21 protein-coding genes are annotated in these 22,199 nt (G+C 39.1%); all 21 read left to right on the top strand.

Annotated features, from left to right (window positions below):
- Positions 1-499 precede the first annotated feature (499 nt).
- The 21 genes from PVK63_RS11990 to mreD all read left to right on the top strand — a co-directional run bounded on the left by PVK63_RS11990 (position 500) and on the right by mreD (position 22,190).
- Positions 500-1,039: a single-stranded DNA-binding protein gene (locus tag PVK63_RS11990; RefSeq protein ID WP_130046947.1), complete on the top strand. Its 540-nt coding sequence runs from the start codon at positions 500-502 to the stop codon at positions 1,037-1,039.
- A 277-nt stretch (positions 1,040-1,316) separates the two neighbouring features.
- Positions 1,317-3,296, top strand: a complete 1,980-nt coding sequence (gene csrD, locus PVK63_RS11985; protein ID WP_274440508.1) for an RNase E specificity factor CsrD — start codon at positions 1,317-1,319, stop codon at positions 3,294-3,296.
- 129 nt (positions 3,297-3,425) lie between these two features.
- Complete coding sequence (locus PVK63_RS11980; protein WP_274440507.1) at positions 3,426-4,874, top strand: MSHA biogenesis protein MshI; 1,449 nt, start codon at positions 3,426-3,428, stop codon at positions 4,872-4,874.
- Complete coding sequence (gspM, locus tag PVK63_RS11975) at positions 4,874-5,512, top strand: type II secretion system protein GspM (protein WP_274440506.1); 639 nt, start codon at positions 4,874-4,876, stop codon at positions 5,510-5,512. Before PVK63_RS11980 ends, gspM begins: the two co-directional genes overlap by 1 nt.
- Position 5,513: 1 nt before the next feature.
- Entirely contained in the window at positions 5,514-5,849 is a 336-nt protein-coding gene (locus PVK63_RS11970) for a type IV pilus, mannose-sensitive hemagglutinin D (MSHK) (protein WP_274440505.1), read from the top strand.
- A gap of 11 nt (positions 5,850-5,860) precedes the next feature.
- Positions 5,861-7,498, top strand: coding sequence for a pilus (MSHA type) biogenesis protein MshL (gene mshL, locus PVK63_RS11965; protein ID WP_274440504.1), 1,638 nt, complete (start codon positions 5,861-5,863; stop codon positions 7,496-7,498).
- A gap of 11 nt (positions 7,499-7,509) precedes the next feature.
- Positions 7,510-8,358, top strand: a complete 849-nt coding sequence (locus PVK63_RS11960) for an ExeA family protein (RefSeq protein WP_274440503.1) — start codon at positions 7,510-7,512, stop codon at positions 8,356-8,358.
- On the top strand, positions 8,355-9,467 hold the full coding sequence (locus PVK63_RS11955; protein WP_274440502.1) for a tetratricopeptide repeat protein: 1,113 nt from the start codon (positions 8,355-8,357) through the stop codon (positions 9,465-9,467). Before PVK63_RS11960 ends, PVK63_RS11955 begins: the two co-directional genes overlap by 4 nt.
- A complete protein-coding gene (locus PVK63_RS11950) occupies positions 9,467-11,191 on the top strand; it encodes a GspE/PulE family protein (protein ID WP_130086886.1) in 1,725 nt (574 codons plus the stop codon). The genes PVK63_RS11955 and PVK63_RS11950 overlap by 1 nt, the downstream gene beginning before the upstream one ends.
- 11 nt (positions 11,192-11,202) lie before the next feature.
- Positions 11,203-12,432, top strand: coding sequence for a type II secretion system F family protein (locus PVK63_RS11945; protein ID WP_130086887.1), 1,230 nt, complete (start codon positions 11,203-11,205; stop codon positions 12,430-12,432).
- Complete coding sequence (locus tag PVK63_RS11940) at positions 12,432-12,884, top strand: type IV pilus, mannose-sensitive hemagglutinin protein MshF (protein WP_274440501.1); 453 nt, start codon at positions 12,432-12,434, stop codon at positions 12,882-12,884. The genes PVK63_RS11945 and PVK63_RS11940 overlap by 1 nt, the downstream gene beginning before the upstream one ends.
- Positions 12,885-12,972: 88 nt before the next feature.
- Positions 12,973-13,536, top strand: a complete 564-nt coding sequence (locus PVK63_RS11935; protein ID WP_274440500.1) for a prepilin-type N-terminal cleavage/methylation domain-containing protein — start codon at positions 12,973-12,975, stop codon at positions 13,534-13,536.
- Between the two features lie 150 nt (positions 13,537-13,686).
- Positions 13,687-14,157, top strand: a complete 471-nt coding sequence (locus PVK63_RS11930; RefSeq protein WP_274419299.1) for a type II secretion system protein — start codon at positions 13,687-13,689, stop codon at positions 14,155-14,157.
- Positions 14,158-14,285: 128 nt separating this feature from the next.
- Positions 14,286-14,882 (top strand): prepilin-type N-terminal cleavage/methylation domain-containing protein, encoded by a 597-nt coding sequence (locus tag PVK63_RS11925; RefSeq protein WP_443111690.1) that lies wholly within the window; start codon positions 14,286-14,288, stop codon positions 14,880-14,882.
- On the top strand, positions 14,879-15,457 hold the full coding sequence (locus PVK63_RS11920; RefSeq protein ID WP_274440498.1) for a prepilin-type N-terminal cleavage/methylation domain-containing protein: 579 nt from the start codon (positions 14,879-14,881) through the stop codon (positions 15,455-15,457). The genes PVK63_RS11925 and PVK63_RS11920 overlap by 4 nt, the downstream gene beginning before the upstream one ends.
- A complete protein-coding gene (locus PVK63_RS11915; RefSeq protein ID WP_274440497.1) occupies positions 15,457-16,182 on the top strand; it encodes a PilW family protein in 726 nt (241 codons plus the stop codon). Before PVK63_RS11920 ends, PVK63_RS11915 begins: the two co-directional genes overlap by 1 nt.
- Positions 16,172-16,606: an MSHA biogenesis protein MshP gene (locus tag PVK63_RS11910; RefSeq protein WP_165371183.1), complete on the top strand. Its 435-nt coding sequence runs from the start codon at positions 16,172-16,174 to the stop codon at positions 16,604-16,606. Before PVK63_RS11915 ends, PVK63_RS11910 begins: the two co-directional genes overlap by 11 nt.
- Positions 16,606-19,662 (top strand): DUF6701 domain-containing protein, encoded by a 3,057-nt coding sequence (locus PVK63_RS11905; RefSeq protein ID WP_274440496.1) that lies wholly within the window; start codon positions 16,606-16,608, stop codon positions 19,660-19,662. Before PVK63_RS11910 ends, PVK63_RS11905 begins: the two co-directional genes overlap by 1 nt.
- 122 nt (positions 19,663-19,784) lie before the next feature.
- Positions 19,785-20,828, top strand: coding sequence for a rod shape-determining protein (locus PVK63_RS11900; protein WP_130044409.1), 1,044 nt, complete (start codon positions 19,785-19,787; stop codon positions 20,826-20,828).
- A gap of 23 nt (positions 20,829-20,851) precedes the next feature.
- The gene (gene mreC, locus PVK63_RS11895; protein ID WP_274440495.1) at positions 20,852-21,709 is read left to right on the top strand and encodes a rod shape-determining protein MreC; all 858 of its coding nucleotides are present in this window, start codon (positions 20,852-20,854) and stop codon (positions 21,707-21,709) included.
- Positions 21,699-22,190 carry a rod shape-determining protein MreD gene (gene mreD, locus PVK63_RS11890; RefSeq protein ID WP_130044407.1) on the top strand — a complete coding sequence of 164 codons (492 nt, stop codon included), beginning with the start codon at positions 21,699-21,701 and terminating at the stop codon, positions 22,188-22,190. Before mreC ends, mreD begins: the two co-directional genes overlap by 11 nt.
- Positions 22,191-22,199: the final 9 nt, after the last annotated feature.

The raw sequence follows: 22,199 nt of genomic DNA, 5'->3' as shown, positions 1-22,199 counted from the left end.
TCCTAGATAGACAATATTTTAAATTCGTTGAAAGCCCTTTGAGCCTCATCATTATGAATGCAGTTTAGCGATTAAACATAATGAAATGAAGCGCTTTGAGTAAAACAATCATCTCGTGTAGCCATTAATGCGATTCATCTATGAATATTAGTTAAAACTAGGCTTAATATTAAGACTGAGGTGCTGTTTTAACCCCATTCCACACACCAAATGAGGCATTATGGAAAATATGAATTCTAATGGTTGATTTGATTACGTACAAAGTAAGAATAGCGAAACGAATATACTAAGTATACCCATTGTAATTAAAAGAGTGATCTAAGCTTTTTAGCGGGGTAAGTTGTTAGAACTCTTTAACTGTGTCTCTATTTTAGGAGGTTATGAAATGGATTCCATCTTTAGGGGTATCAGAAATAACCTTGAACGTGTTAGACTGAAGACTACTGTATATATAACCGGGTGATATGAATATTCACCTCTAATCTATCTGGAGCAAACTATGGCCAGCCGTGGTATTAATAAAGTTATTCTTGTGGGTAACTTAGGGCAAGATCCTGAAATCCGTTACATGCCAAGTGGCGGTGCGGTAGCAAACATTACAATTGCAACGTCTGAATCATGGCGTGATAAAGCAACTGGTGAACAACGTGAAAAAACTGAATGGCATCGAGTTGCTTTATTCGGAAAATTAGCAGAAGTAGCTGGTGAATATTTACGTAAAGGCTCTCAAGTTTATGTTGAAGGCCAGCTTCAAACGCGTAAATGGCAAGATCAAAGTGGTCAAGACCGTTTTACTACAGAGGTTGTAGTTCAAGGTTTTAATGGCGTAATGCAGATGCTTGGTGGCCGTGGCCAAGGCGCACCTGCTGGTGGTCAACAGCAACAGCAAGGTAACTGGGGCCAGCCTCAACAGCCTGCCCAGCAGAATAATTTTGCACCTCAACAGCAACAACAAGCGCCTCAGCAGCAAGCTCAACAAGCACCTCAACCTCAATACAATGAGCCGCCAATGGATTTTGATGATGACATTCCGTTCTAGAACTTAAGAGTAATGTTGTTATAGATAGAAAAAGCCTCGAATTTAACGAGGCTTTTTTTATAATGAGTAATCTAATCAATCAGTGATATTTATTGTTAAGTCAGAAAGTTTATTACTAATTTAGCGATTCATCATTCTGTTACTGAAGCTTCGTATCATAAAGAACTGAAGTAAGATATTTGTATTACATCTAATACGGACTTAGAGATAGTTCAAAAATTTACATTTTAAATTGTGGCATGATTCAAAGCCAACTTTTTCAAGGAAGAAAAGTTTAATGAGAAAAACCCCTAGTTTACGGTTGAGTAACCGATTAATTTCGTTTGTAACATTAATGGTTTCAGCCGCTATTTTTATTTTATTTATTGGTGGGACGATCTCATTTAAGCAGATAGGTAATGAATATCTTGAGCACTATTTAATTGGTGTCGTTAATGTTGTTGATGAAGAGCTTCTTCAGCCAGAGGAAGCAAAATCAATGACTAAATGGCTACCTAAATTATTAAAGGCAAGCAGTGTAGTAAGCATGGAGCTGTCTTCACCCACTGGCGTCGTTTACTCTTTTCAAACCTTAGCGGTTATGCCTGATGATAATTTACTATATCAAAAAACACTGCCTTTAGAACTGAATAAAGGTTATTCCATTACTTTCAAATCCGTCCCTCCTTATAGTGCTTTTACTTATTCTTTAGGGGCGTTATTTTCAATTACAGCTGCGATTGCCGTAATTATCGTCTCATTATTGTGGGGGGTAGTTTGGTTAAGAAAACAACTGCATGGTTCAGAATTATTAGAAGAACGTGGGCGTATGCTACTGGCTGGAAAGCTAGATGATTACGCTATAGGTAATGAAGAAGAATGGCCAGCAACAGCAAGCTTGGCTCTTGATAACGTGATTGCTGAGCTGAAAGATGCAAGAAAGGAGCGTAGCCGTTTTGATACATTTATACGTACGCATACCTTCCTGGATCAACTTACAGGTTCGGCAAATCGAGTGTTATTTGACAGTAAGTTAGAGTCAACTCTGCAAGAATCAGAAAGCCAAGGGGTTCTTTTATTATTACGTATTAATGGTTGGGAAGAATTAATTGAAGAAAGTGGAAAAGCAGTTGGAGATGAACTCATTGTCGAGATAGGCAAGCAATTAAACAATGTAATGCAACGCTACAGTGACAGTGTTCTCTCTCGCTATTATCAATCTGATTTTGCTCTTCTTATTCCACAGCAATCACTAAAAGAAGCAAAAGCTTTAGCTTCACAATGTTTAAAAGTGATAGAAAAAATTATTCCACCTAAAAGCCTAGATATTGATAATTGGTGCCATATTGGTGTCAGTATGTATGTGAGTGGGGAAAGACGAGGTCGCTTGATGGATGAGCTTGATATGGCTCATCGTAGTGCATTATTACAAAATAATAATAGCTGGTCATTGTTTAAAAAACAGCAGCAACTAACTGAAAGTTTAGGAAGTGTGCGCTGGAGAAACTTATTTGATGCTATTTTTTCTCAAGACCAATTAATTTTATATAAGCAATCAACATTCTTATTTGATGGTGCTGAGCTTAATCCGCTTCACTTAGAGCTTTTTTCTCGAATTAAAGATGAGAATGGTGTGCAGATCAAAGCCTCTCGATTTCTACCTGCGATCGCACAAGTAGGGTATCAAATTAAGCTAGATGCTGCCGTGTTAAAACAAGTTTTCCCTTTACTTAGTGATCCTGAATTTTCGCAGCATTCTTTTTCTGTACACTTGCATGTTAAAAGTTTACAAAATTCAGGATTTATTAGGCAGTTACGAAATCGACTATTACAAACACCTCGAGCTCAACTTCAGCGGTTAAGTTTTGAGTTAGTTGAAGGGCAAGTAGTCACTTACTTAGATGCGGTAAGACCAGTAGCAAAGTTAATAAAAAGCTTTGGTTGTCAGTTAATTGTAGAGCAAGCTGGAAGGACAATAGTGAGCACTCACTATATTAAGGATTTAAATGTTGATTACATTAAATTGCACCGCAGTTTGATGAAGGATATCCCTCAACGATATGAAAACCAATTGTTTGTGAGAAGTTTATTAGGTGCTTGCGAAAATACAGGTTCGCAAGTTCTTGCTGTAGGTATTGAAAATAAAAAAGAATTAAAAGTAATAAAAGAGCTTGGTGTTGAAGGTGCTCAAGGGCGAATTTTTGAAGCAGAAACGGCCTTGTTCCATCATAAAGAAAAGCTATCAATACCTAAAAGAAGGAGTCGTTGGGAAAAGTAAGTTTTTCGTGTTTTATTAATTACAGCATATCAGAAAAGAATAGAATGTTGTATGATTGCGCGAATTGTGCTTTTTCTGAGAGCATTGTAAATAAAGTGAGAGATAAGAGACTAGCAGTAGATGAAGATAATGGATGCATTTAAAAAACTGAAGCTATCTCGTTCAGTCAATGTCACAGCATCAATTGTGATATTGCAAGGCGGTATTTACATTGCAAAAAGTGGTGGAAATAAAGCGCTTAAAGAGCAAGTTTTTATGCCTGTTAGTCAGCCCCAAGCGTGGAGAGATTCGCTTGTTAGCGCTTGCCAAAAGATGGGTTTATCTGACTGCTGTGTAAATATTGTCATCGGTTCTCATTTATATCAATCCTTTCAAATAGAAAACCCAAATATCCTTAAAGAAGAACTGCCAGGTGCATTGCCTTTTTTAGTGAAGGATTTAATTAGTGATAGAGTCTCTGACATCGTAGCTGATGGTGTAGATATTACCAACGGGAAAATGCAGGTCTATATTTCTCAGGTTTCAGTAATAGAAACGATTCTTGAGTTATTAAAACCACTTTCAATTCAAATATCTAACGTGACGCCTGATGAATTAGTGTGGAAATACGCTAAACCAGAACAAAATAGCTTCATGTTATTAAGTCACAGTGCTTCTGCTGAATTTAAGTTGCTTGCTTTTAATGAAGGTGATTTACATTTAAACCGTTCATTACGTGGTATTACAGCCCCATTAACTGGCGAACTATCTAATAGCTTTCAGCTTGATAGTTTAGCTTTGGAATTACAGCGTTCTTTAGATTACTTAAGTGCACAATTGCACGGCGTTAATATTAATCACCTTTATTTCCGTTGTGATGATGAAGATGATGCTGAACTTTCTGCTGAACTACAAAAGCGTCTTGGTGTACAAGTCGCATCTTTATTGGTCGATGAGCCAAGAGTATTTCGCTCTGGTGAAGTACTAAGCTGGTTAGGATTATTTAACAAGCCTGACATTAACTTATATAACGACAGACTGAAGCCTAAAGTCGATCACTTTACGTTACAAAATGTGATAATTAGTTGGGGAGTAGGTCTTGCTGTTGTAGGTATGATTACAGGCTATTATCAGTGGCAATTGAACCAGTTAGAAAGTCACCTCACTGTATTATCTTCGCAAGAGCAAAGTTATCAGCAAGAACTGGGTAACTTGAACAACCAGCTTGAAAGTCATAAACCATCCGCGGCAAAATTAGCAGCAATTAAGCGCTTACAGGAAGATATTGAATCTAAGAAGTCATCATTAAAAGTTATCGATAACTTTGATGAAGGAATGCAAATTGGTTATTCCGGTGTGATGAGTAGCTTAGCTCAGCTTGGTAAAGGGAATATATCGTTAACAAAAATCTATATTTCAGGAGAAGATGTAAATTTTGTTGGGTATGCTCGAACACCAGATGTGGTACCAAATTGGATACAGAGCTTTGAAAATGAATTGCATCTTATTGGTCGAACGTTCAATCAGTTAGACATAAAAACCGATGAGAAAGGCTTGGTGTCGTTTGTTTTAAACACTAAAGCGACAGAGGAAAAATAATGGAGCATTGGATTAAAGCCAAAGATGCATTTTTTGCACTTTCACAACGAGAAAAAATACTTATTACTCTGGTTGGTTGGTTCGCGGTCATTTTTATCTCATTTAGTCTATTTATTGAGCCAGCGCTTGTTGCGAAGCAGAAGGCTGAGCGTGAAACTTATCAGGTAACGAATTCAATTACATCGTTAAAACAGCAAATTGAGTTAGCTCACTTTCGCTTACAAAAAGACCCAAATGTTGAAGTGGACAAGCAGTATCAAGATTTAACGTTAGAAAGCCAAGATTTAGCTCAATTATTGTCTAATCGAGTTGCTGCATTGGTTTCTCCTACTCAGATGGCTCAGCTTTTAGAAACAGTATTACAGCAGTCGTCAAAATTAACCTTAATATCTATGAGTACGCAGCCTTCAGAGCGCTTACTTGATGAGAATAATAAGGCGGGTTATTACATTCATCCGGTTAAATTAGTGTTGTCAGGTAACTACTTTGATATAGAAACGTATCTATCAAGTTTAGAAGCGTTACCTGTTAAGTATTATTGGAGAAACTTCCGTTATGAAGTTAAGAAATACCCAACTGCAGAGCTAACGATTGAAGTATATACACTTGGTTCAAGTAAAGGATTTATCGGCGGTTAATATGAAGGTTTTTCTTATTTTATTGGCTTTATTTTCAAGCTTTACGTTTGCCTCAGATAGCACTGAAGGGCACGATCCAACTGAACCGTTAAGTTGGACTAAGCCTGTAGCTAAAAAGAAAGTGGTGACTAAAAAACGTCATTACTTCCCATCTCTGCAAGCGATTAGTTGCAGTGGTACAAGTGATTGTTATGCCGTATTAGATGATAAATCAATGAAAAAAGGCGACAAAGTATCAGGATATACCTTATTAGCGATTCGTGAAGATAGCGTTTCTATTGGTCGTTCTGGTAAAACGTGGCAACTTTCTCTATTTTCACAAAATATTAAGAATTAAGGTTTGCAGTAATGAAAGTATGTAATGTCATCATTGGATTAATGGTTGCATCATTAACAGGATGCTCAATGGGTCATCGAGATCCTGTTGAAATTAAACAAACCTTAGATAAGTCTATTAATGATAATGGCAGTCAGTTACTTGTCGATTTGCCTGCATCTGTCCAGGCAGATCTGATGCCTGAGCTCAACGCGAAAGTTGTTGAAATTGAAGAGCCAGTGAAGCGTTTTAGAGTTAAGGCGAATGGTGTTAATGCAAAGGCTTTCTTTACCAGTTTAGTGAAAGGTACAGAATACAGCGTAGTAATACATCCAGCAGTTTCTGGTCGTATTACGATGAATGTTAACGATGTAACCTTAGATGAAGTACTCTCTTCTGTTGAAGACTTATATGGCTATGAAATTGTAAAGTCAGATAAAATATTACAAGTTTACCCTGCGACTATCCGCACAGAAACAATTCCTGTTGATTATTTACAGCTTACTCGTAAAGGCCGTTCACTAACGACAATAACAACCGGCTCTATCACGAATTCTGAAGGTAATTCATCATCAAACAATAATGATAATTCAAGTTCAAATTCAAACAATAGCTCATCATCTTCAGCTACAGGTGGAACAGAAATTGAAACCACTAGTGAAAGTGATTTCTGGAAAGAGTTAGAGAAAGCGGTTTCAGTGATGATCGGCAATGGTTCAGGTCGTAGTGTTGTAGTTTCACCTCAGGCGAGTGTTGTGACGATTACCGCTTCTCCGGATGAATTACGTAAGGTGAAAGCATTTTTATCGACCTCACACAAGCGTTTACAGCGCCAAGTGATTTTAGAAGCAAAATTATTAGAAGTAACCTTAAGTGATGGCTATCAACAAGGTATTAATTGGACTAATTTAAGCGCATCAATTGGCGGTACTGATATTTCACTTAGCCAAACGGCGGGTACCACCGCGGGTGTTTTACCCGGAATGGATGCGATTGGAACACTACTTGGCGGTCAAACCAATATTAAGATTTCTGATGGTAACTTTGATGCTGTTTTAAGCTTCATGGATACTCAGGGTGATTTGAACGTTCTTTCAAGTCCTAGAGTGACAGCGGCTAATAACCAAAAAGCAGTGATTAAGGTTGGGCGTGACGAGTATTACGTCACAGAAGTATCAAGCGTAACAGGCAGTGGTGATAATTCAAATGCGTCACCAGAAGTTACTTTAACGCCATTCTTCTCGGGTATTTCACTAGATGTAACGCCTCAGATTGATGATAAAGGTAACGTGATGCTGCATGTTCACCCATCCGTTATTGATGTTGAGAATGAAATTAAAGAGATAGATCTTGGTGATGTTGGTGGCGTACTTCAATTACCATTAGCGAAAAGTTCAATTCGTGAATCAGATTCGGTTATTCGAGCGAAAAGTGGGGATGTGGTGGTTATAGGTGGTTTGATGAAATCCCAAACCGTTGACCAAGTATCTAAAGTTCCATTCTTGGGGGATATTCCAGCATTAGGCCATTTATTCCGTAACGTAAGTAAGTTAACTCAGAAGACCGAGTTAGTTATTTTATTAAAACCAACGGTGGTTGGCGTGGATACTTGGCAAGAAGAGTTAGAGCGTTCTCGTGATTTATTACAAGAATGGTTCCCTGACGAGTAGCGACTACTTTTATGTACGAGCAACATTTTGGCTTAAAACAGCTTCCCTTCACGTTAACGCCAAATACCTCTCTTTTTCATGGATTACCGCCTCACTATGAGGCGATTCAAACCGTTTTGTCAGCCATCTCAATGGGGGAAGGCGTCATTAAGGTGACAGGTGAAATTGGGACAGGAAAGACGCTTGTTTGCAGAATGTTGATGAGCCAACTTCCTATGAATGTCGAATTACTCTACTTACCTAATCCTGTTATGAATGGACGAGAGCTACGGCAAGCATTAGCCAAAGAGCTCTGGCTAGAGCAAGAGGGAGATGGTACTGCTTTAACTGAGCTTATCCATGAAAAATTGATTGATATTCAAGCGGAAGGAAAGAGCGCAGTAGTATTTATAGATGAAGCACAAGCCTTGAGTGATGAAGCGCTAGAAACCCTACGCTTATTTGGTAATTTAGAAACGGATTACACTAAGTTACTTCAGATTGTACTATTTGGGCAGCCTGAATTAGACGAGCGCTTACAGCAGCATCATCTACGACAATTAAGACAACGAATTACTTTTTCAGCAAAATTACGCTCACTTAATGTAAATGAAGCGGTCGCTTATATTACTTATCGAATGAAAGAGTCGGGGGCTCAAGTCAATCCATTTACCCTAGATCAAATGAAAGCGGTTTGGCGTGCGAGTAGTGGCGTTCCTCGATTGATTAATCAAATATGCCATAAAGCGTTACTTATTTCTTTTGCTGAGCAATTGGATAAAGTATCTAAAAAAGCGGTATTTAATGCAATTATAGATACAACTGATACCATCAAACCCAAGCACTATTTTCCCAAATTTTGGGGTTGGAGAGCCTTGTGAGTGCCACAAATAAAGCCCTGTTAAACATAACAAAACAAGATGTAGACATAGAGAGGAAAACATCTCTATCTCAAGCTGACGTTCCTAATATTGAATCAAAATTTAAAGCGCCTTTCTTTTTTGCTATTGGTGTAATGAGTTCATTGTGTTTAATTGGGTGGGCAACACTGAGTAATACTCCAAATGCCATTAATAATGAACATCAAGTATCAGAGGTGATTGTAGAGGACGTTGTTGATCATTCAGAACTTTCTAAAGGCTCTTATTTACCTGTCAATTCGCCAACGGCAAAAATTGTTACCTCAGAAGTTAGTCGTATATATTTGAATGAAAATATTGATGAGAAACCCTTAAGCCATCATATCGAATTACCGAAAGTAAAAGAAAGTTCGATACGTGTTGTAAATAGCGACACAACGCCAACGAAAGCTAAAGAGGTGTCTATTGTTCCAGATACACCTCGCGAACACGCTATTAGTCAGACTGAATCTCAAGAGCAATTACACGTTGAAGAAGTAGAGGTTCTGCCTTCCGAACTGGCTCAGAGAAATCGTGACGCAGCAAAAAAAGCCCTAGATAACTCTGATTTTAATACTGCGATGAAAGCTTATTATAGAGTATTGAAATACCAACCTAGTGATGAAGATTCTCGTAAAAAACTAGCGGCTTTGCTTTATGGTAAACGTGAGATTCAGGAATCAGCAGCTATCTTACAACAAGGCATAAGGTTAAATAATGACAGTATTGACTTACGTTTAGCTTTAGCCAGTTTATTGCAAAAAGAGGAGCAGCCAGAAGCCGCACTCTCTGCATTAGAATATATACCTTTAGGAGCGTCTGTCGATTATTTAGCTACGCGTGGTGGCTTAGCTCAAAAATTAAAATTGATGGACTTAGCTGAAGAAAGTTACCAAATGTTGGTAGCGAAAGATCCAGATAATGGTCGTTGGTGGCTAGGGTTAGCTATTGTGTATGAGAGAAATGCACAAGTTAAAAATGCCTTGAAAACTTATAAAGTGGCATTAACGACACCAGGTTTATCACGCTCTTCTCAAGTGTTCGTTCGAGATAGAATTAAGTTATTAGAAACAATGGAAGGTAATGAATAATGCGTCTTCAGTTAAGAAAAAGGCTTGGTGATTTATTAGTCGAAGAAAACATTGTTACTGAACAACAGATTGAGCAGGCGCTAGCGGCACAGAAAACAACTGGCCGTAAGTTGGGAGCCACGCTTATTCAGCTTGGTTTCTTAACCGAAAAGCAAATGCTAACTTTCTTATCTCAGCAATTAGATGTGCCTTTGGTGGATCTAAGCCGTGCAGATATTGATGCAGCAGCAGTGCAACTACTGCCAGAAGTTCATGCGCGTCGCTTAAGAGCATTAGTACTTAGTCAGCATGGCAATACTATTCGTGTTGCGATGAGTGATCCAGCCGATCTTTCTGCTCAAGAAGCCCTATTCTCTCAGCTTCAACAATATCAAATTGAGATGGTTATCGCTTCAGAAAGACAATTAGTCGATAGCTTTGATCGTTTTTATCGTCGAACTAAAGAGATAGCTTCATTTGCAGAGCAGTTGCATTCAGAGCACCAAGAGACGGACGACTTTAACTTTGGTATATCAGACAGTGATAATGACGAAGTTACCGTTGTAAAGTTGATTAACTCATTGTTTGAAGATGCGGTCCAAGTTGGAGCTTCAGATATTCATATTGAGCCTGATGATAAAGTATTACGACTTCGTCAGCGTATTGATGGCATATTGCACGAAACCCTACTTAATGAAGTCAACATTGCGCCAGCATTAGTATTGCGTCTAAAACTAATGGCGAATCTTGATATCTCTGAAAAGCGTTTGCCTCAAGATGGGCGATTTAATATTAAATCTCGTGGTCAGTCAGTGGATATTCGTTTGTCTACTATGCCTGTGCAATACGGTGAATCGGTCGTTATGCGTCTGCTTAACCAAACCTCAGGGATCCGAGAGTTAGAATATTCAGGAATTCCTGATCATCTTTTGGTTCGCTTACGTAAGCAGTTAGGTCGCCCTCATGGCATGATCTTAGTAACAGGTCCTACGGGGTCAGGTAAAACTACAACATTGTATGGTGCATTAAGTGAACTTAATAAACCAAGTAAAAAGATCATCACCGCTGAAGACCCAGTGGAATATCGCTTACCACGTATCAATCAAGTTCAGGTAAACAGCAAGATAGATTTAACCTTCTCTAAAATTTTAAGAACCTTCCTACGTCAGGATCCTGATATCATTCTTATTGGTGAAATGCGTGATCAGGAAACGGTTGAAATTGGTTTGCGAGCAGCATTAACTGGTCACTTAGTGTTATCAACGTTACATACTAATGACTCTGTTGATAGTGCGCTTCGTATGATGGATATGGGTGCGCCTGGCTATCTTGTTGCTAGTGCTGTTCGTGCGGTATTGGCTCAACGCTTGGTTAGAAAGGTGTGTACAGAATGCTCAGTTCCTGATCCTTTAGATGAATCACGTTTGCAATGGGTGCAAAGTCGCTTCCCAAATCAAGCCTCGGTTCCATTTAGAAAGGGTGCTGGTTGTCAAAGTTGTAACTTAACAGGCTACAGTGGTCGAATTGGTGTCTTTGAATTATTAGAATTAGACCAACCCATGATGGATGCACTGCGTGGAAATAATGCAGTAGAATTTGCTCAAAAAGCACGAGAAAATCCAGATTACAAACCATTACTAGCCTCAGCAATGGAGTTAGCAATGAATGGCATTATTAGTCTCAATGAAGTGATGGTCTTGGGTGAAGGCGATAACTCCTCCTCTCATCAACCAATATGGTTATAGGTTGTTAAGCCATGGCTATATATAAATATACAGGCCGAAATGCCAAGGGTGCATCGGTATCAGGAAAGATTGAAGCTCCGTCACAAGAGAGTGCTGCAGAGCAGTTAATGAATGAGAGTATTATTCCTATTTCAATACATTCTGGTCGAAAATTAAAAGGTTCGGCACCCTCTGTTGATTGGAAGACGTGGTTTCAGCCATCGATCCCACTTGAAGTGTTAGTGATCTTTTGTCGCCAAATGTACAGCTTAACGAAAGCTGGCGTGCCTTTGTTAAGAGCCATGAATGGATTGACACAAAACAGCAATAATAAATTGTTAAAGCAATCACTTGAAGAGGTTACTGCGGATCTAACTAATGGTCGAAGTTTATCACTAGCAATGAAGCAGCACCCTAGGGTATTTAGCTCTTTGTTCGTTTCAATGATTCATGTGGGTGAAAACACAGGTCGTTTAGATCAGGCCTTACTTCAATTGGCTAATTATTACGAACAAGAGATGGAAACTCGTAAGCGAATCAAGTCAGCAATGCGTTACCCAATTTTCGTATTGAGCTTTATTTTCATCGCCATGTTAGTGCTTAACGTTAAAGTGATCCCGCAATTCACTTCAATGTTTGCTCGTTTTGGTGTTGAATTACCGCTACCGACACGGATATTGATGGCAACCTCAAGTTTTTCTGTTAACTACTGGCACTTTATTTTAGGTGGTATGGCTGGCATGTTTGTTGCCTTCCAATCATGGGTTAGCGGTGACGTAGGACGAGAAAAGTGGGATAAGTTTCGACTTAGGCTCCCTATTGTTGGTGATATTGTTACTCGAGCCCAAATGTCTCGTTTTTCAAGAACTTTTGCGTTAATGCTGAAATCAGGGGTGCCATTAAATCAATCGTTAGCACTCTCTGCCGAGGCTCTTGGTAATAAGTATTTAGAGAACCGATTGTTAGAGATGAAAAGTGGTATTGAGTCGGGAACCAGTATGTCAGCCACTGCTGCTCAAAGTGGGATCTTTACGCCTTTAGTGCAACAAATGATTGCGGTAGGTGAAGAGACTGGGCAAATTGATGATTTGCTATTAGAAGTCTCTGATTTTTATGATCGTGAAGTTGATTATGATTTGAAAACATTAACAGCGAGAATTGAACCTCTGTTATTGGTTATCGTATCAGGCATGGTACTCATATTAGCATTAGGTATTTTCTTACCAATGTGGAATATGTTGGATGTAGTAAAAGGAAGTTGATGATGAGAGTAACCCGTATTACGTGGGGGGCTTTATTCATTATCCTATTGGCTGTTATTTTGGTTCAGTGGGATAAAATGGAACCAGAAGTCGAAGATACTGCATTGATGATGGCAAGTCGCGAAATCCTATCATCTGCAAATGAGTTTAAAAATTATTGGGTGGTTAATGGGCAACCCGCAAGTATGAATAAAGACAATATTGAGGTCATCTTCAGCAAATCTGGTTGGCCATTAGTATTGAATGATAACAAGCTAGATTGTGAGCAATGGCTGCATTTACTGTTACCAAGGAAAGAAAAAATTTATGCAGATACTATAAAAGTACATGATAATGCAACAAAAAAAGAACAATACCAATGTTCTTACGGTGCGTCGAATGGTAAAATGATTTCAGTTATGCTCATCAATGGCGTATTTAAAGTCAGTGTCGGTTTTTTGGATGAAGGTTAAGTTGTCGTTTTTTTGACGAACAGCGTGTTTTTTTTTACAAAATCCCTTACAATTCAGAACGAAATAAGAAATAGAGAGAAGCATTACGATGAAACACCAAAAAGGTTTCTCACTGGTTGAGCTAGTGATTGTGATTGTGGTTATAGGTTTGCTGGCAACAGTCGCATTACCTCGATTTTTAGATGTTAGCCTTGAAGCAAAAAAAGCCAGTATTGAAGGTGTTGCAGGTGGTTATGCAACGGCGGTTCTTTCGGCAAGAGCACAATGGGAAGCAGAAGCTCGTCCTAAAACTGATGGCAGTAATGCGGTTAGTTATGATGGCACTGAATTTTGGTTAACAGACCCATCAAAAAGCAATCAATCAGATTTTCGTCCGGGTTACCCAATTTCACCTCGTGAAGATTTAGATGGTAATGATACGGGGGATTACCCAGGCTCATTAACCGCAAAAGAGTGTATCTTGCTAATGGAAATGTTACTGCAAAACGCACCCTATGTGACCGATGACAGTAATGATAATAAAGCGAAATACTTAGCAGAAGTGATTAGTGAAAACAGTCGCAATCAATGCAAATACACACAACAAGAAAATGAAGGGCACTTTTTCACTTATGAGCCTGAATCTGGCCGTGTGGTAGTGACTCTGCAATAAAGAATTAATACCTTAGTGATAACGTTGATTATGGCAAGGTACTAAATGAAAAACCGCTTAAACCAATGGTGTTATAGCGGTAACTGTTTTAACAATAATGGTGGTAACAATCGAGTTCCATCACTTTTTATAATAGAAAGAGAGTAGTAAATGAAAAGACAAGGTGGTTTTACCCTTATTGAGCTAGTAGTAGTCATTGTTATTTTAGGTATTCTTGCAGTAACTGCAGCACCTAAATTCCTTAACCTACAATCAGATGCACGTGCATCATCACTACAAGGCCTAAAAGGCGCAATGGCTGGTGCAGCTGGTATCGTTTACGGTAAAGCGGCGATTGAAGGTAAAGAAACTGATGCTACGGGTGATAAAGATGTGGATGGTATTAAAATTTATCAAGGCTATCCTTCTGCAACAACAGACGGTATTGGTAAAGCAGTTGTTGGTTTAACAGAAGATTGGTCAGTATCTCCTGATGTAACAACTCTTGGCTCTAGAACTTATGTCGCAGCTTTCAAAGGTGTTTCAGGTGCTTCTAATATTAAAGCTACACAATGTTTTGTGACATATTCAGAAGTTTCAGGTGCGGCACCAACCGTAACAATTGATTCTAAAAAGTGTTAATTAGTATAGTTTAAGTAATTTCAAAGCCAGCGATCTCCGCTGGATTTTTTGTATCTAAAATTAACAATCCCTCGCTATCTCTATAATTTCCGTTATCCTAATAACAGGAAGCAATAAGGTAACGGATGATGATCCCTTTTCTCATAAAAAAACACTCAAAAAAACCAGTAATGAACATGGGTTTTACCTTAGTAGAACTGATTGTCGTGATCTTGATATTAGCCATTATTGGTGTCTATGCCTCGAGCAAATACATGGGAGCGAGCCGTTTTTCTTCAGCGGCTGCACAAGAACAAGTACTCTCTATTCTGCGTCAAGTTCAAATCACCGCGATGCAAGTAAATGGTTCAAATGACCACGATGACTGTCGGTTGATTGTCATGAGAAAAACTCAATTTGGTGTTAGCCAGTCATGCCCAAGTCGAGATATGAGCAGCGCGGTATTATCCGATTACTCTAAAGGCAGCAATCAACAGCAACTAGAGCAGATCCAACTTAATTATGCGTTTAACAGTGCTAATGGAGTGACCTCCGTTTCTGAATTGACCTTCGATTTATTAGGCCGGCCCATAATGGCTACCTCATCTGCAGCCACCTCTCTTTGTACTATCAGTGATTGTCGAATCACCATTAATACGCCCTCTGTCAACGAAAGCCGCTCGGTATGTATTAATAGCGAAGGGTTTATTTATCGCTCACGAGAAACCAGTGGATGCAGATTATGAGTGGAGCTGTTAATCGTCAAAAGGGCTTTACCTTAATCGAATCTATTATTGGTATTATTATCCTGGGTTTTGCGCTATTGATTTTAGTGACGGGCGTGTTTAGTTCAGCCTCTAAATCACATCAAGCCACCTATCAATCTCAAGCAGCAACGCTTGGGTATTCGATAATGACGGATATTCTAAGTCGTCAATTTGATGAGCATAGCGATCCTAATGGTGGAGCGTATCGTTGCGGAGAAGTTTCGGCACCAGATGCGTGTTCAAGTCCTAATGAACTTGGGCGAGATAGTAGCGAAGAGAATGGTTCACCAACCTTTAATGATGTAGATGACTTTATTGGTTGCTGGGGAGAAGCGCCTCAATGCACTCCTGGACTGGTTAGCTATCCGTTAAATCGTCTAATAGACTCAAGCAGTGCGGATGAATATAAAAATTTCACTGTTGAAATCAATGTCGCTTATGCGGATGTAGATAATAGAGTAACAGTAATAACTCAGTTCAAAAAAATCGATATTACTCTGTATGCAAGCAACCACGCTCAATATACCTTTAGTGCTTATCGAGGGAATTATTAATGAAGCGTATCAGGGGATTTACCCTTATCGAGTTGATCTTAACCATTGTTGTTGTTGGGATTATCGCTATCGCAGCAAGCAACACTCTAGTACTTGGTTTTCAAAGTTATAACGACAGTATTGATCGTCAAGATAACCAAATGCAGGCAAAGTTTGTGATTGAAAAACTCAGCAGAGAATTGCGTCATGCCGTACCAAATAGTGCGGAGGTTATAAGTCGTCAATGTGTTAGTTTTATTCCTCTAAAAGTCAGTGCTTTTTATTTTCAATTACCTCAATTTAATCAAAAACAAATAGATGTTGTTTTGCTCTCTAATAATACAGTGACGCTTGATAATTTTAGGTTAGTGATTAACCCGAGTTCCCAATCTGATTTATTAGATGACGCCCATCACCGGTTTATTACTATAGAGTCTATGACACAATCGGGAGGTATTTCTACCATCCACTTCCCAAACACTACGAATAATCCTGCATTTATTTCAAGCTCTGTTTCTGAGCGTGCCTTTATTTATCGACCAAGTGTCGTTGAGTATTGTATACAGGCGGGCGGGGTGTTTCGTGATGGGGTGCAAATTGCTAACCACGTTACCTCCGGTGGATTTTCTATTGATAACGCGTCGCTCAATCGTAATAGCATGATTAAGATGGTCTTAACGTTTGAAAATGATCTTGGTGAGGCAACTCAGTATCAACATGATGTGCAGGTGATCAATGTACCATAATCAATCAAAGCAAAAAGGTAACTTATTGATCATGTCAGTGGTCGTTATGGTTGTGGTGGGGTACCTATCATTAAATCTATTGAAAGTGGAAACCAGTAATCACGATACTGTATCTAAAGAAGTATTAGGTACACAAGCATGGTCTTTAGCGCACTCTGGAGCGGAGTGGGGGTTAGTACGCTTGTTTCCATTAAACCAATCCGGGGCTGATGATTCTATTTGTAATGGCAGCGTTCATACTCCTAGTATGGAACTTGATAACAGCGGTTGTCGCACTAAACCGCAAGTGAAATGTGAAATGACATCAGTAAATTACAAAGGCAATGCTATTCGATATTTTCAGATTATAAGCACCGCAAGTTGTGGGACAGGGATAAACCAAGTGACGCGAGTTCAAGAAGTATGGGCGAAGGAGATTAATTAATGAAAAAGATTTGTATTTATTTAATCGGTTGTTTCTCTTTACTGTGCTTTTCTATGAATTCTAGTGCAGAAGAAAAACAAGAGTTAACTTCCATTAATGATATGTGTGAATATTTTCCATCTACAGCTCAAACTTGGTTTGATGGCGGTGGGACAAAAACACAGTTAATTGTTGATGGTAAAAATAGTTCAAATCGTTCGTACATTGAAACTCCTGGACGAAAAGTCGGTTTTCCTCTTGGTTCTATGAATTTAAATTCACACAAAACTTGTGAAGATAGTAATGGAGGCAGTGGTGATTGTATTGCGGATCCTTCTTTAATTGTGCCTAAATTATTAATAACTACAGAGTTTACTGGGGTTGATGGTTCTATTACTGGCCTAAGTGATATTACTATTAATCCTGGTCATTACGCTGCCATCAATTTGATGGGGGGTAATGCTGCTGATTATATTAACGTTAATATCGAACCTGGTGTTTATTGGGTTAATCAATTTAATGCAACAGGTTTTGCTAAAATACATTTCTCGAATACTGAAAAAACCATAATTCATGTTCAAAACTGGAATGATCCGGGAAATGTTATTTATAACCATGAAGCTGAGCCAGATAATTTATTAATTGCAGCTCATGGGGCAAGTTCTAATATATTGATGGCCGGTTCTAATTTATTAAAAGCGCATTTGTACAGTGAAAATAATATTGCATTGAATGGTAGTGTATCTATCTATGGAGCGGTCACTGCAAAAACGCTTAAATTATTCTCTAATTCACGGATTATTGGGCAAAGTGAGTGTATAAATCCCAGCAATGATGTGCAACTCGTCATCTCCCCAACATCAGGTAAAGGCTTGGCTTGTGATGGTATTGCTATTGATTTCTCCCTTGTTGATTTTGATGGCAATGTGGTTGAAGGTAAGGGGCAGCAATTACAAGTAAGCAGTACTCCAGTTGCTGTTGGAGATAGAAACTCAGCGTGTTGGAGTGAAGACGGAAACATTACAACACCCGAGTGTAATCATGCTGATGACAGTCGTTTCGATACGGTATTTCCATCAAGTGGTCCAGCGGTGGTTACTCGATATATTCATAGTAAATTTTTAAACTCTTATAACGTATCAGCCAGTGTTAGCAGTGATAATTTAACGACAACAGAAGGGCCGTATGAGTTTATTGCAAAAGCGATAAGTATTGTTCCATCTGAGGGCGTTGATGGCTCTGATAGTAATCAAGTAGCAGGTCGACCTTATCCATTTAGATTAAAAATTCGTGGTAAAGAAAATGGAAATGGCAATATGCTAAATTGCCATATTATTAAAGAAACCGCAGACATTGATGTCACATTTTCGAACTCAGTCTTGCCTGTGACCAGCAATGAGAACATTGAAATCAAGAAAGAAACTAATGGTTGGGCTGAAGCGAATCGAACTTTATCGGTTGCGTTTGTGAATGGTGTTGCTGGCGGAGATGAGAGTCAGGCTGATGGCTCATTGAAAGCGCGTTTGAATGACGCTGGTAAAGCAAGATTAACGGTTAGTGCAAATATTCAAGGCAATACGTTTACTACCTCGGAGCAATTTTATTTTCGTCCTTTTACCGCTGCATTGTGTGATAAATCATCAGCATTACCATCTTATACCGATGAGCTTAATGGCGCTTACTTGGCTTCGGGCACCGATTTTAATGCTTATTTAAAAGCAGTTAATTGGATTAAAGGATTAGATACAGGACTCTATGGCGATGGCGTCCCTGATTATGACAATCCATCGTTAGTGTGCAGTAAGGCTGTGACGCCAAGCTATATTACTCACAGTGAGGGGATGGCTCAATTAAGCTTAGCGGCTCAATTAAACTACCCACTATCAGGGGTGATAGGAGTGATTACCGCAGATGGGCATCCTATTGCTAATTTTAGTAAAGAGGTAACCAGTGAGAATAAAAACGCTTCAACACAAATGAACTGGAATGAAGTAGGCACACTGGGTTTTGATGTATTCCAGAATAATTACTTTAATCGCTCTGGGTTTACTATCCCGTCAACTTTTTCTAAGGTCGGGCGTTTTTATCCTGCGTATTTTTCTATCACAAATACCGAATGGGATTATCCTCAAAAGCAAGGCACATCAGAGGGTAGTTTTGTATATATGGACCAATTTTTTAAAAATGTTGATTTTCAAGTTACAGCTTATAGTGCTTTAGATTCAGAGGTCACCAACTATGGTCTGTTTAACAATGAGTTAAAATCTAGGTTCTCATTGGGTGGGGAATATGCTTCTCGCTTAAATATTACTGATGTGGATTTAGATGAAACGCATTGGAGTGATAAGGCTGTATGGCAAGTTACGAATTTAGAGCATGCTGTGACTTGGTCAAAAAAAGAGGGGGCACCTTCATTTGGAAATCGTACTACGGTGGTTGATGGTCCATTTAATGCGTCGGGACACTCAAGTTCAGAAATCACAAGTTTAGGCTTAAAAATTAGTGGCGCAGATCCTGTCACCTTCATTAAAGATCAACAATCAGCAGAGGCCGAACTTTTATCTCAACCTGATGTTCGTTATGGACGAATGGTATTGGATAATGTAGGTGTTGCTTCAGGGCAATCTGTATCAGTGCCTCTTAGAGTTGAATATTGGGATGGTCAGCGTTTTATTTTAAGTAAAGATGATGACGCAGCTGTATTTAATGGTTCATATCATTATAAGCAAACAATTTGGCCTGAATCTGATAAGGAAAGCGCTGCGAAATTAATGGGAACTGGTGGCATTAAATCTGGTCTTAACTCAATTGATCTAATAGCAGAACCTGATAACAATCAGTTAAGAGAGCAGATCCGCTTTTGGTTGTGCTTATCTGAAGATTCGCCACAATTAAGTGAAAAGCATACACATTGTGAATCAAAACCATCGGGTTTATACCTACAACCTTGGTTACAATTTAATTGGCGAGGAAAAGGTGATGAAGATCCATCAACCGTAGTGACCTTTGGTATTTACCGTGGCAATGATCGCGTCATATTCCGCGGTGAAAGTAACATTATTGGTACTTCTAACTAAAAATTGAATAAAAATCCTGATTTGCTTCAGGATTCTGTAGCAATGCCTTGCTGATTAGGCTAGGCATTGGTACATTTAGTAAAATTTATCTCATTCTCACGTTTTCAGGAAATACGAAGATTATGTTTAAAAAACTTCGTGGCATGTTTTCAAACGATCTTTCGATCGATCTAGGTACTGCCAACACACTTATCTATGTAAAAGGTCAAGGTATTGTTCTTGATGAACCGTCTGTTGTTGCTATCCGTCAAGACCGTGGTGGCGCAACAAAAAGTGTTGCCGCTGTAGGTCACGATGCAAAGCAAATGCTTGGTCGTACTCCTGGTAACATTTCAGCTATCCGTCCAATGAAAGACGGTGTTATTGCTGACTTCTATGTAACTGAAAAAATGTTACAACACTTTATCAAGCAAGTGCATGACAATAGCGTATTACGTCCAAGTCCTCGTGTATTGGTTTGTGTTCCTTGTGGTTCTACACAAGTTGAACGTCGTGCTATTCGTGAATCTGCACAAGGTGCGGGTGCTCGTGAAGTTTACCTTATCGATGAGCCTATGGCTGCGGCAATTGGTGCGGGCTTACCTGTATCTGAAGCAACAGGTTCTATGGTGATCGATATTGGTGGTGGTACGACAGAAGTTGCTGTTATCTCATTAAATGGTGTGGTTTACTCTTCTTCAGTTCGCATCGGTGGTGACCGTTTTGATGAAGCGATCATTAACTATGTTCGTCGTAACTACGGCAGCTTAATTGGTGAAGCAACCGCTGAGCGCATCAAGCATGAAATCGGTTCTGCATACCCTGGTGATGATGTTTGTGAGATTGAAGTTCGTGGTCGTAACCTTGCAGAAGGTGTTCCTCGTAGCTTTACGCTAAATTCAAATGAAATCTTAGAAGCACTTCAAGAGCCTCTATCAGGTATTGTTTCTGCGGTAATGGTTGCTTTAGAGCAATGTCCGCCTGAACTAGCATCTGATATTTCAGAGCACGGTATGGTTCTAACTGGTGGTGGTGCACTACTTCGTGATTTAGACCGTCTTCTAACTGAAGAGACTGGCATTCCAGTTGTTGTTGCTGAAGAACCACTGACTTGTGTGGCTCGTGGCGGCGGTAAGGCATTAGAAATGATCGACATGCACGGTGGCGATCTCTTTAGTGAAGAGTAATAATTAATAACGGGTGAGTGGACATGACTCCAATCTTTGGTAGAGGCCCTTCTCTACAGTTTCGCCTGTTTATTGCTGTAATGATATCGGCTAGCCTTATGCTGGCCGATAGTCGTTTAAATGCATTTTCTGAGATACGTTACCTACTTAATAGTTTTGTTGCCCCTATTCATTATGCAGCAAACCTTCCTCGTACGATGTTTGATGGTATGTATGAACGGTTTAATAGCCGAAATACGCTCATGCTTGAAAATCAGAAACTTAAGCAAGATATTTTTATTCAAAACAGTAATTTATTGTTGTTGGAACAGCTAAAACAAGAGAATAGTCGTTTACGTGATCTTCTTGGTTCCCCTTTTATTCGAGATGAAAAGAAGATGGTTACCGAGGTGATGGCTGTTGATTCAGCACCTTATACTCATCAAGTCATGATAGATAAAGGCTTGATCGATGGTGTGTATGAAGGACAACCAGTGATCAACGATAAAGGTATTGTTGGCCAAATTAACTATGTTGGAGCGCATAATAGCCGAGTATTGCTATTAACGGATCCAAACAATGCGATTCCTGTTCAAATTGTTCGAAATGACATTCGCGTTATTGCGTCAGGTAAAGGCCATTTAGATACCATGCAACTTGAACATATTCCGACGAATACCGATATTGAAATTGGTGATTTATTGGTGAGTTCAGGCCTGGGCGGTCGTTATCCTGAAGGATATCCTGTTGGTTATATTTCCAGTATTGATAATGATAATAAGCGTCCATTTGCTTCGATTGAATTAGCTACAACCGTTGAATTTGATAAATTGCGTTATTTATTATTAGTTTGGCCAACAGAAACAGAAGTAAAAGCCAAGGAGATACCGGATGGCGAGTAGTCATTTAATGCGTGGTCGAATCATTATTTGGCTCTCTTTTTTAATCGCATTAATTTTGCAAGCTGCACCTTGGCCAGGAACGCTAGAAGTATTGAGACCTTCTTGGATTATCTTAGTCACGTTTTATTGGGTACTCGCATTACCACATCGAGTGAATGTGGGTACAGCAATGATTTTGGGTATCTTATGGGATCTCTTATTAGGGACGACATTAGGTATTCGTGGTATGACGATGGCAATCTTAATCTACCTTGTTGCCGCTAATTTTAAGTTATTGAGAAATTTGGCATTATGGCAACAAGCCGCTATTTTTTCAGGATTAACGCTTTTAGGTAAAATAATTGAGTTTATGGGCGAATTTTTAGTTCATGATGTGTCCTTTAACGCACACTTTTTATGGGCTGGCGTGTTAAACTTTCTTTTATGGCCATGGTTATTTTTATTGATGCGTAGAGTACGTCGTCATTGGTCAATTCGATAAGGACAGGGA

The organism is Aliivibrio sp. S2TY2 (genome assembly GCF_028765525.1).
In the GTDB taxonomy this organism is placed as follows: Bacteria; Pseudomonadota; Gammaproteobacteria; order Enterobacterales; family Vibrionaceae; genus Aliivibrio; species Aliivibrio finisterrensis_A.
The sequence above is the reverse complement of the archived record's forward strand: the minus strand, read 5'-3'. Positions and strand labels throughout refer to the sequence as shown.

Coding starts and splice junctions, on each gene's coding strand:
- PVK63_RS11920 (WP_274440498.1), top strand. CDS start 14,879: ATGAGTGGAGCTGTTAATCGTCAAAAGGGCTTTACCTTAATCGAATCT.
- PVK63_RS11940 (WP_274440501.1), top strand. CDS start 12,432: ATGATGAGAGTAACCCGTATTACGTGGGGGGCTTTATTCATTATCCTA.
- mshL (WP_274440504.1), top strand. CDS start 5,861: ATGAAAGTATGTAATGTCATCATTGGATTAATGGTTGCATCATTAACA.
- PVK63_RS11925 (WP_443111690.1), top strand. CDS start 14,286: ATGATCCCTTTTCTCATAAAAAAACACTCAAAAAAACCAGTAATGAAC.
- PVK63_RS11950 (WP_130086886.1), top strand. CDS start 9,467: ATGCGTCTTCAGTTAAGAAAAAGGCTTGGTGATTTATTAGTCGAAGAA.
- PVK63_RS11980 (WP_274440507.1), top strand. CDS start 3,426: ATGGATGCATTTAAAAAACTGAAGCTATCTCGTTCAGTCAATGTCACA.
- PVK63_RS11935 (WP_274440500.1), top strand. CDS start 12,973: ATGAAACACCAAAAAGGTTTCTCACTGGTTGAGCTAGTGATTGTGATT.
- PVK63_RS11905 (WP_274440496.1), top strand. CDS start 16,606: ATGAAAAAGATTTGTATTTATTTAATCGGTTGTTTCTCTTTACTGTGC.
- PVK63_RS11910 (WP_165371183.1), top strand. CDS start 16,172: ATGTACCATAATCAATCAAAGCAAAAAGGTAACTTATTGATCATGTCA.
- PVK63_RS11945 (WP_130086887.1), top strand. CDS start 11,203: ATGGCTATATATAAATATACAGGCCGAAATGCCAAGGGTGCATCGGTA.
- mreD (WP_130044407.1), top strand. CDS start 21,699: ATGGCGAGTAGTCATTTAATGCGTGGTCGAATCATTATTTGGCTCTCT.
- PVK63_RS11915 (WP_274440497.1), top strand. CDS start 15,457: ATGAAGCGTATCAGGGGATTTACCCTTATCGAGTTGATCTTAACCATT.
- PVK63_RS11970 (WP_274440505.1), top strand. CDS start 5,514: ATGAAGGTTTTTCTTATTTTATTGGCTTTATTTTCAAGCTTTACGTTT.
- PVK63_RS11990 (WP_130046947.1), top strand. CDS start 500: ATGGCCAGCCGTGGTATTAATAAAGTTATTCTTGTGGGTAACTTAGGG.
- csrD (WP_274440508.1), top strand. CDS start 1,317: ATGAGAAAAACCCCTAGTTTACGGTTGAGTAACCGATTAATTTCGTTT.
- PVK63_RS11900 (WP_130044409.1), top strand. CDS start 19,785: ATGTTTAAAAAACTTCGTGGCATGTTTTCAAACGATCTTTCGATCGAT.
- PVK63_RS11960 (WP_274440503.1), top strand. CDS start 7,510: ATGTACGAGCAACATTTTGGCTTAAAACAGCTTCCCTTCACGTTAACG.
- mreC (WP_274440495.1), top strand. CDS start 20,852: ATGACTCCAATCTTTGGTAGAGGCCCTTCTCTACAGTTTCGCCTGTTT.
- gspM (WP_274440506.1), top strand. CDS start 4,874: ATGGAGCATTGGATTAAAGCCAAAGATGCATTTTTTGCACTTTCACAA.
- PVK63_RS11930 (WP_274419299.1), top strand. CDS start 13,687: ATGAAAAGACAAGGTGGTTTTACCCTTATTGAGCTAGTAGTAGTCATT.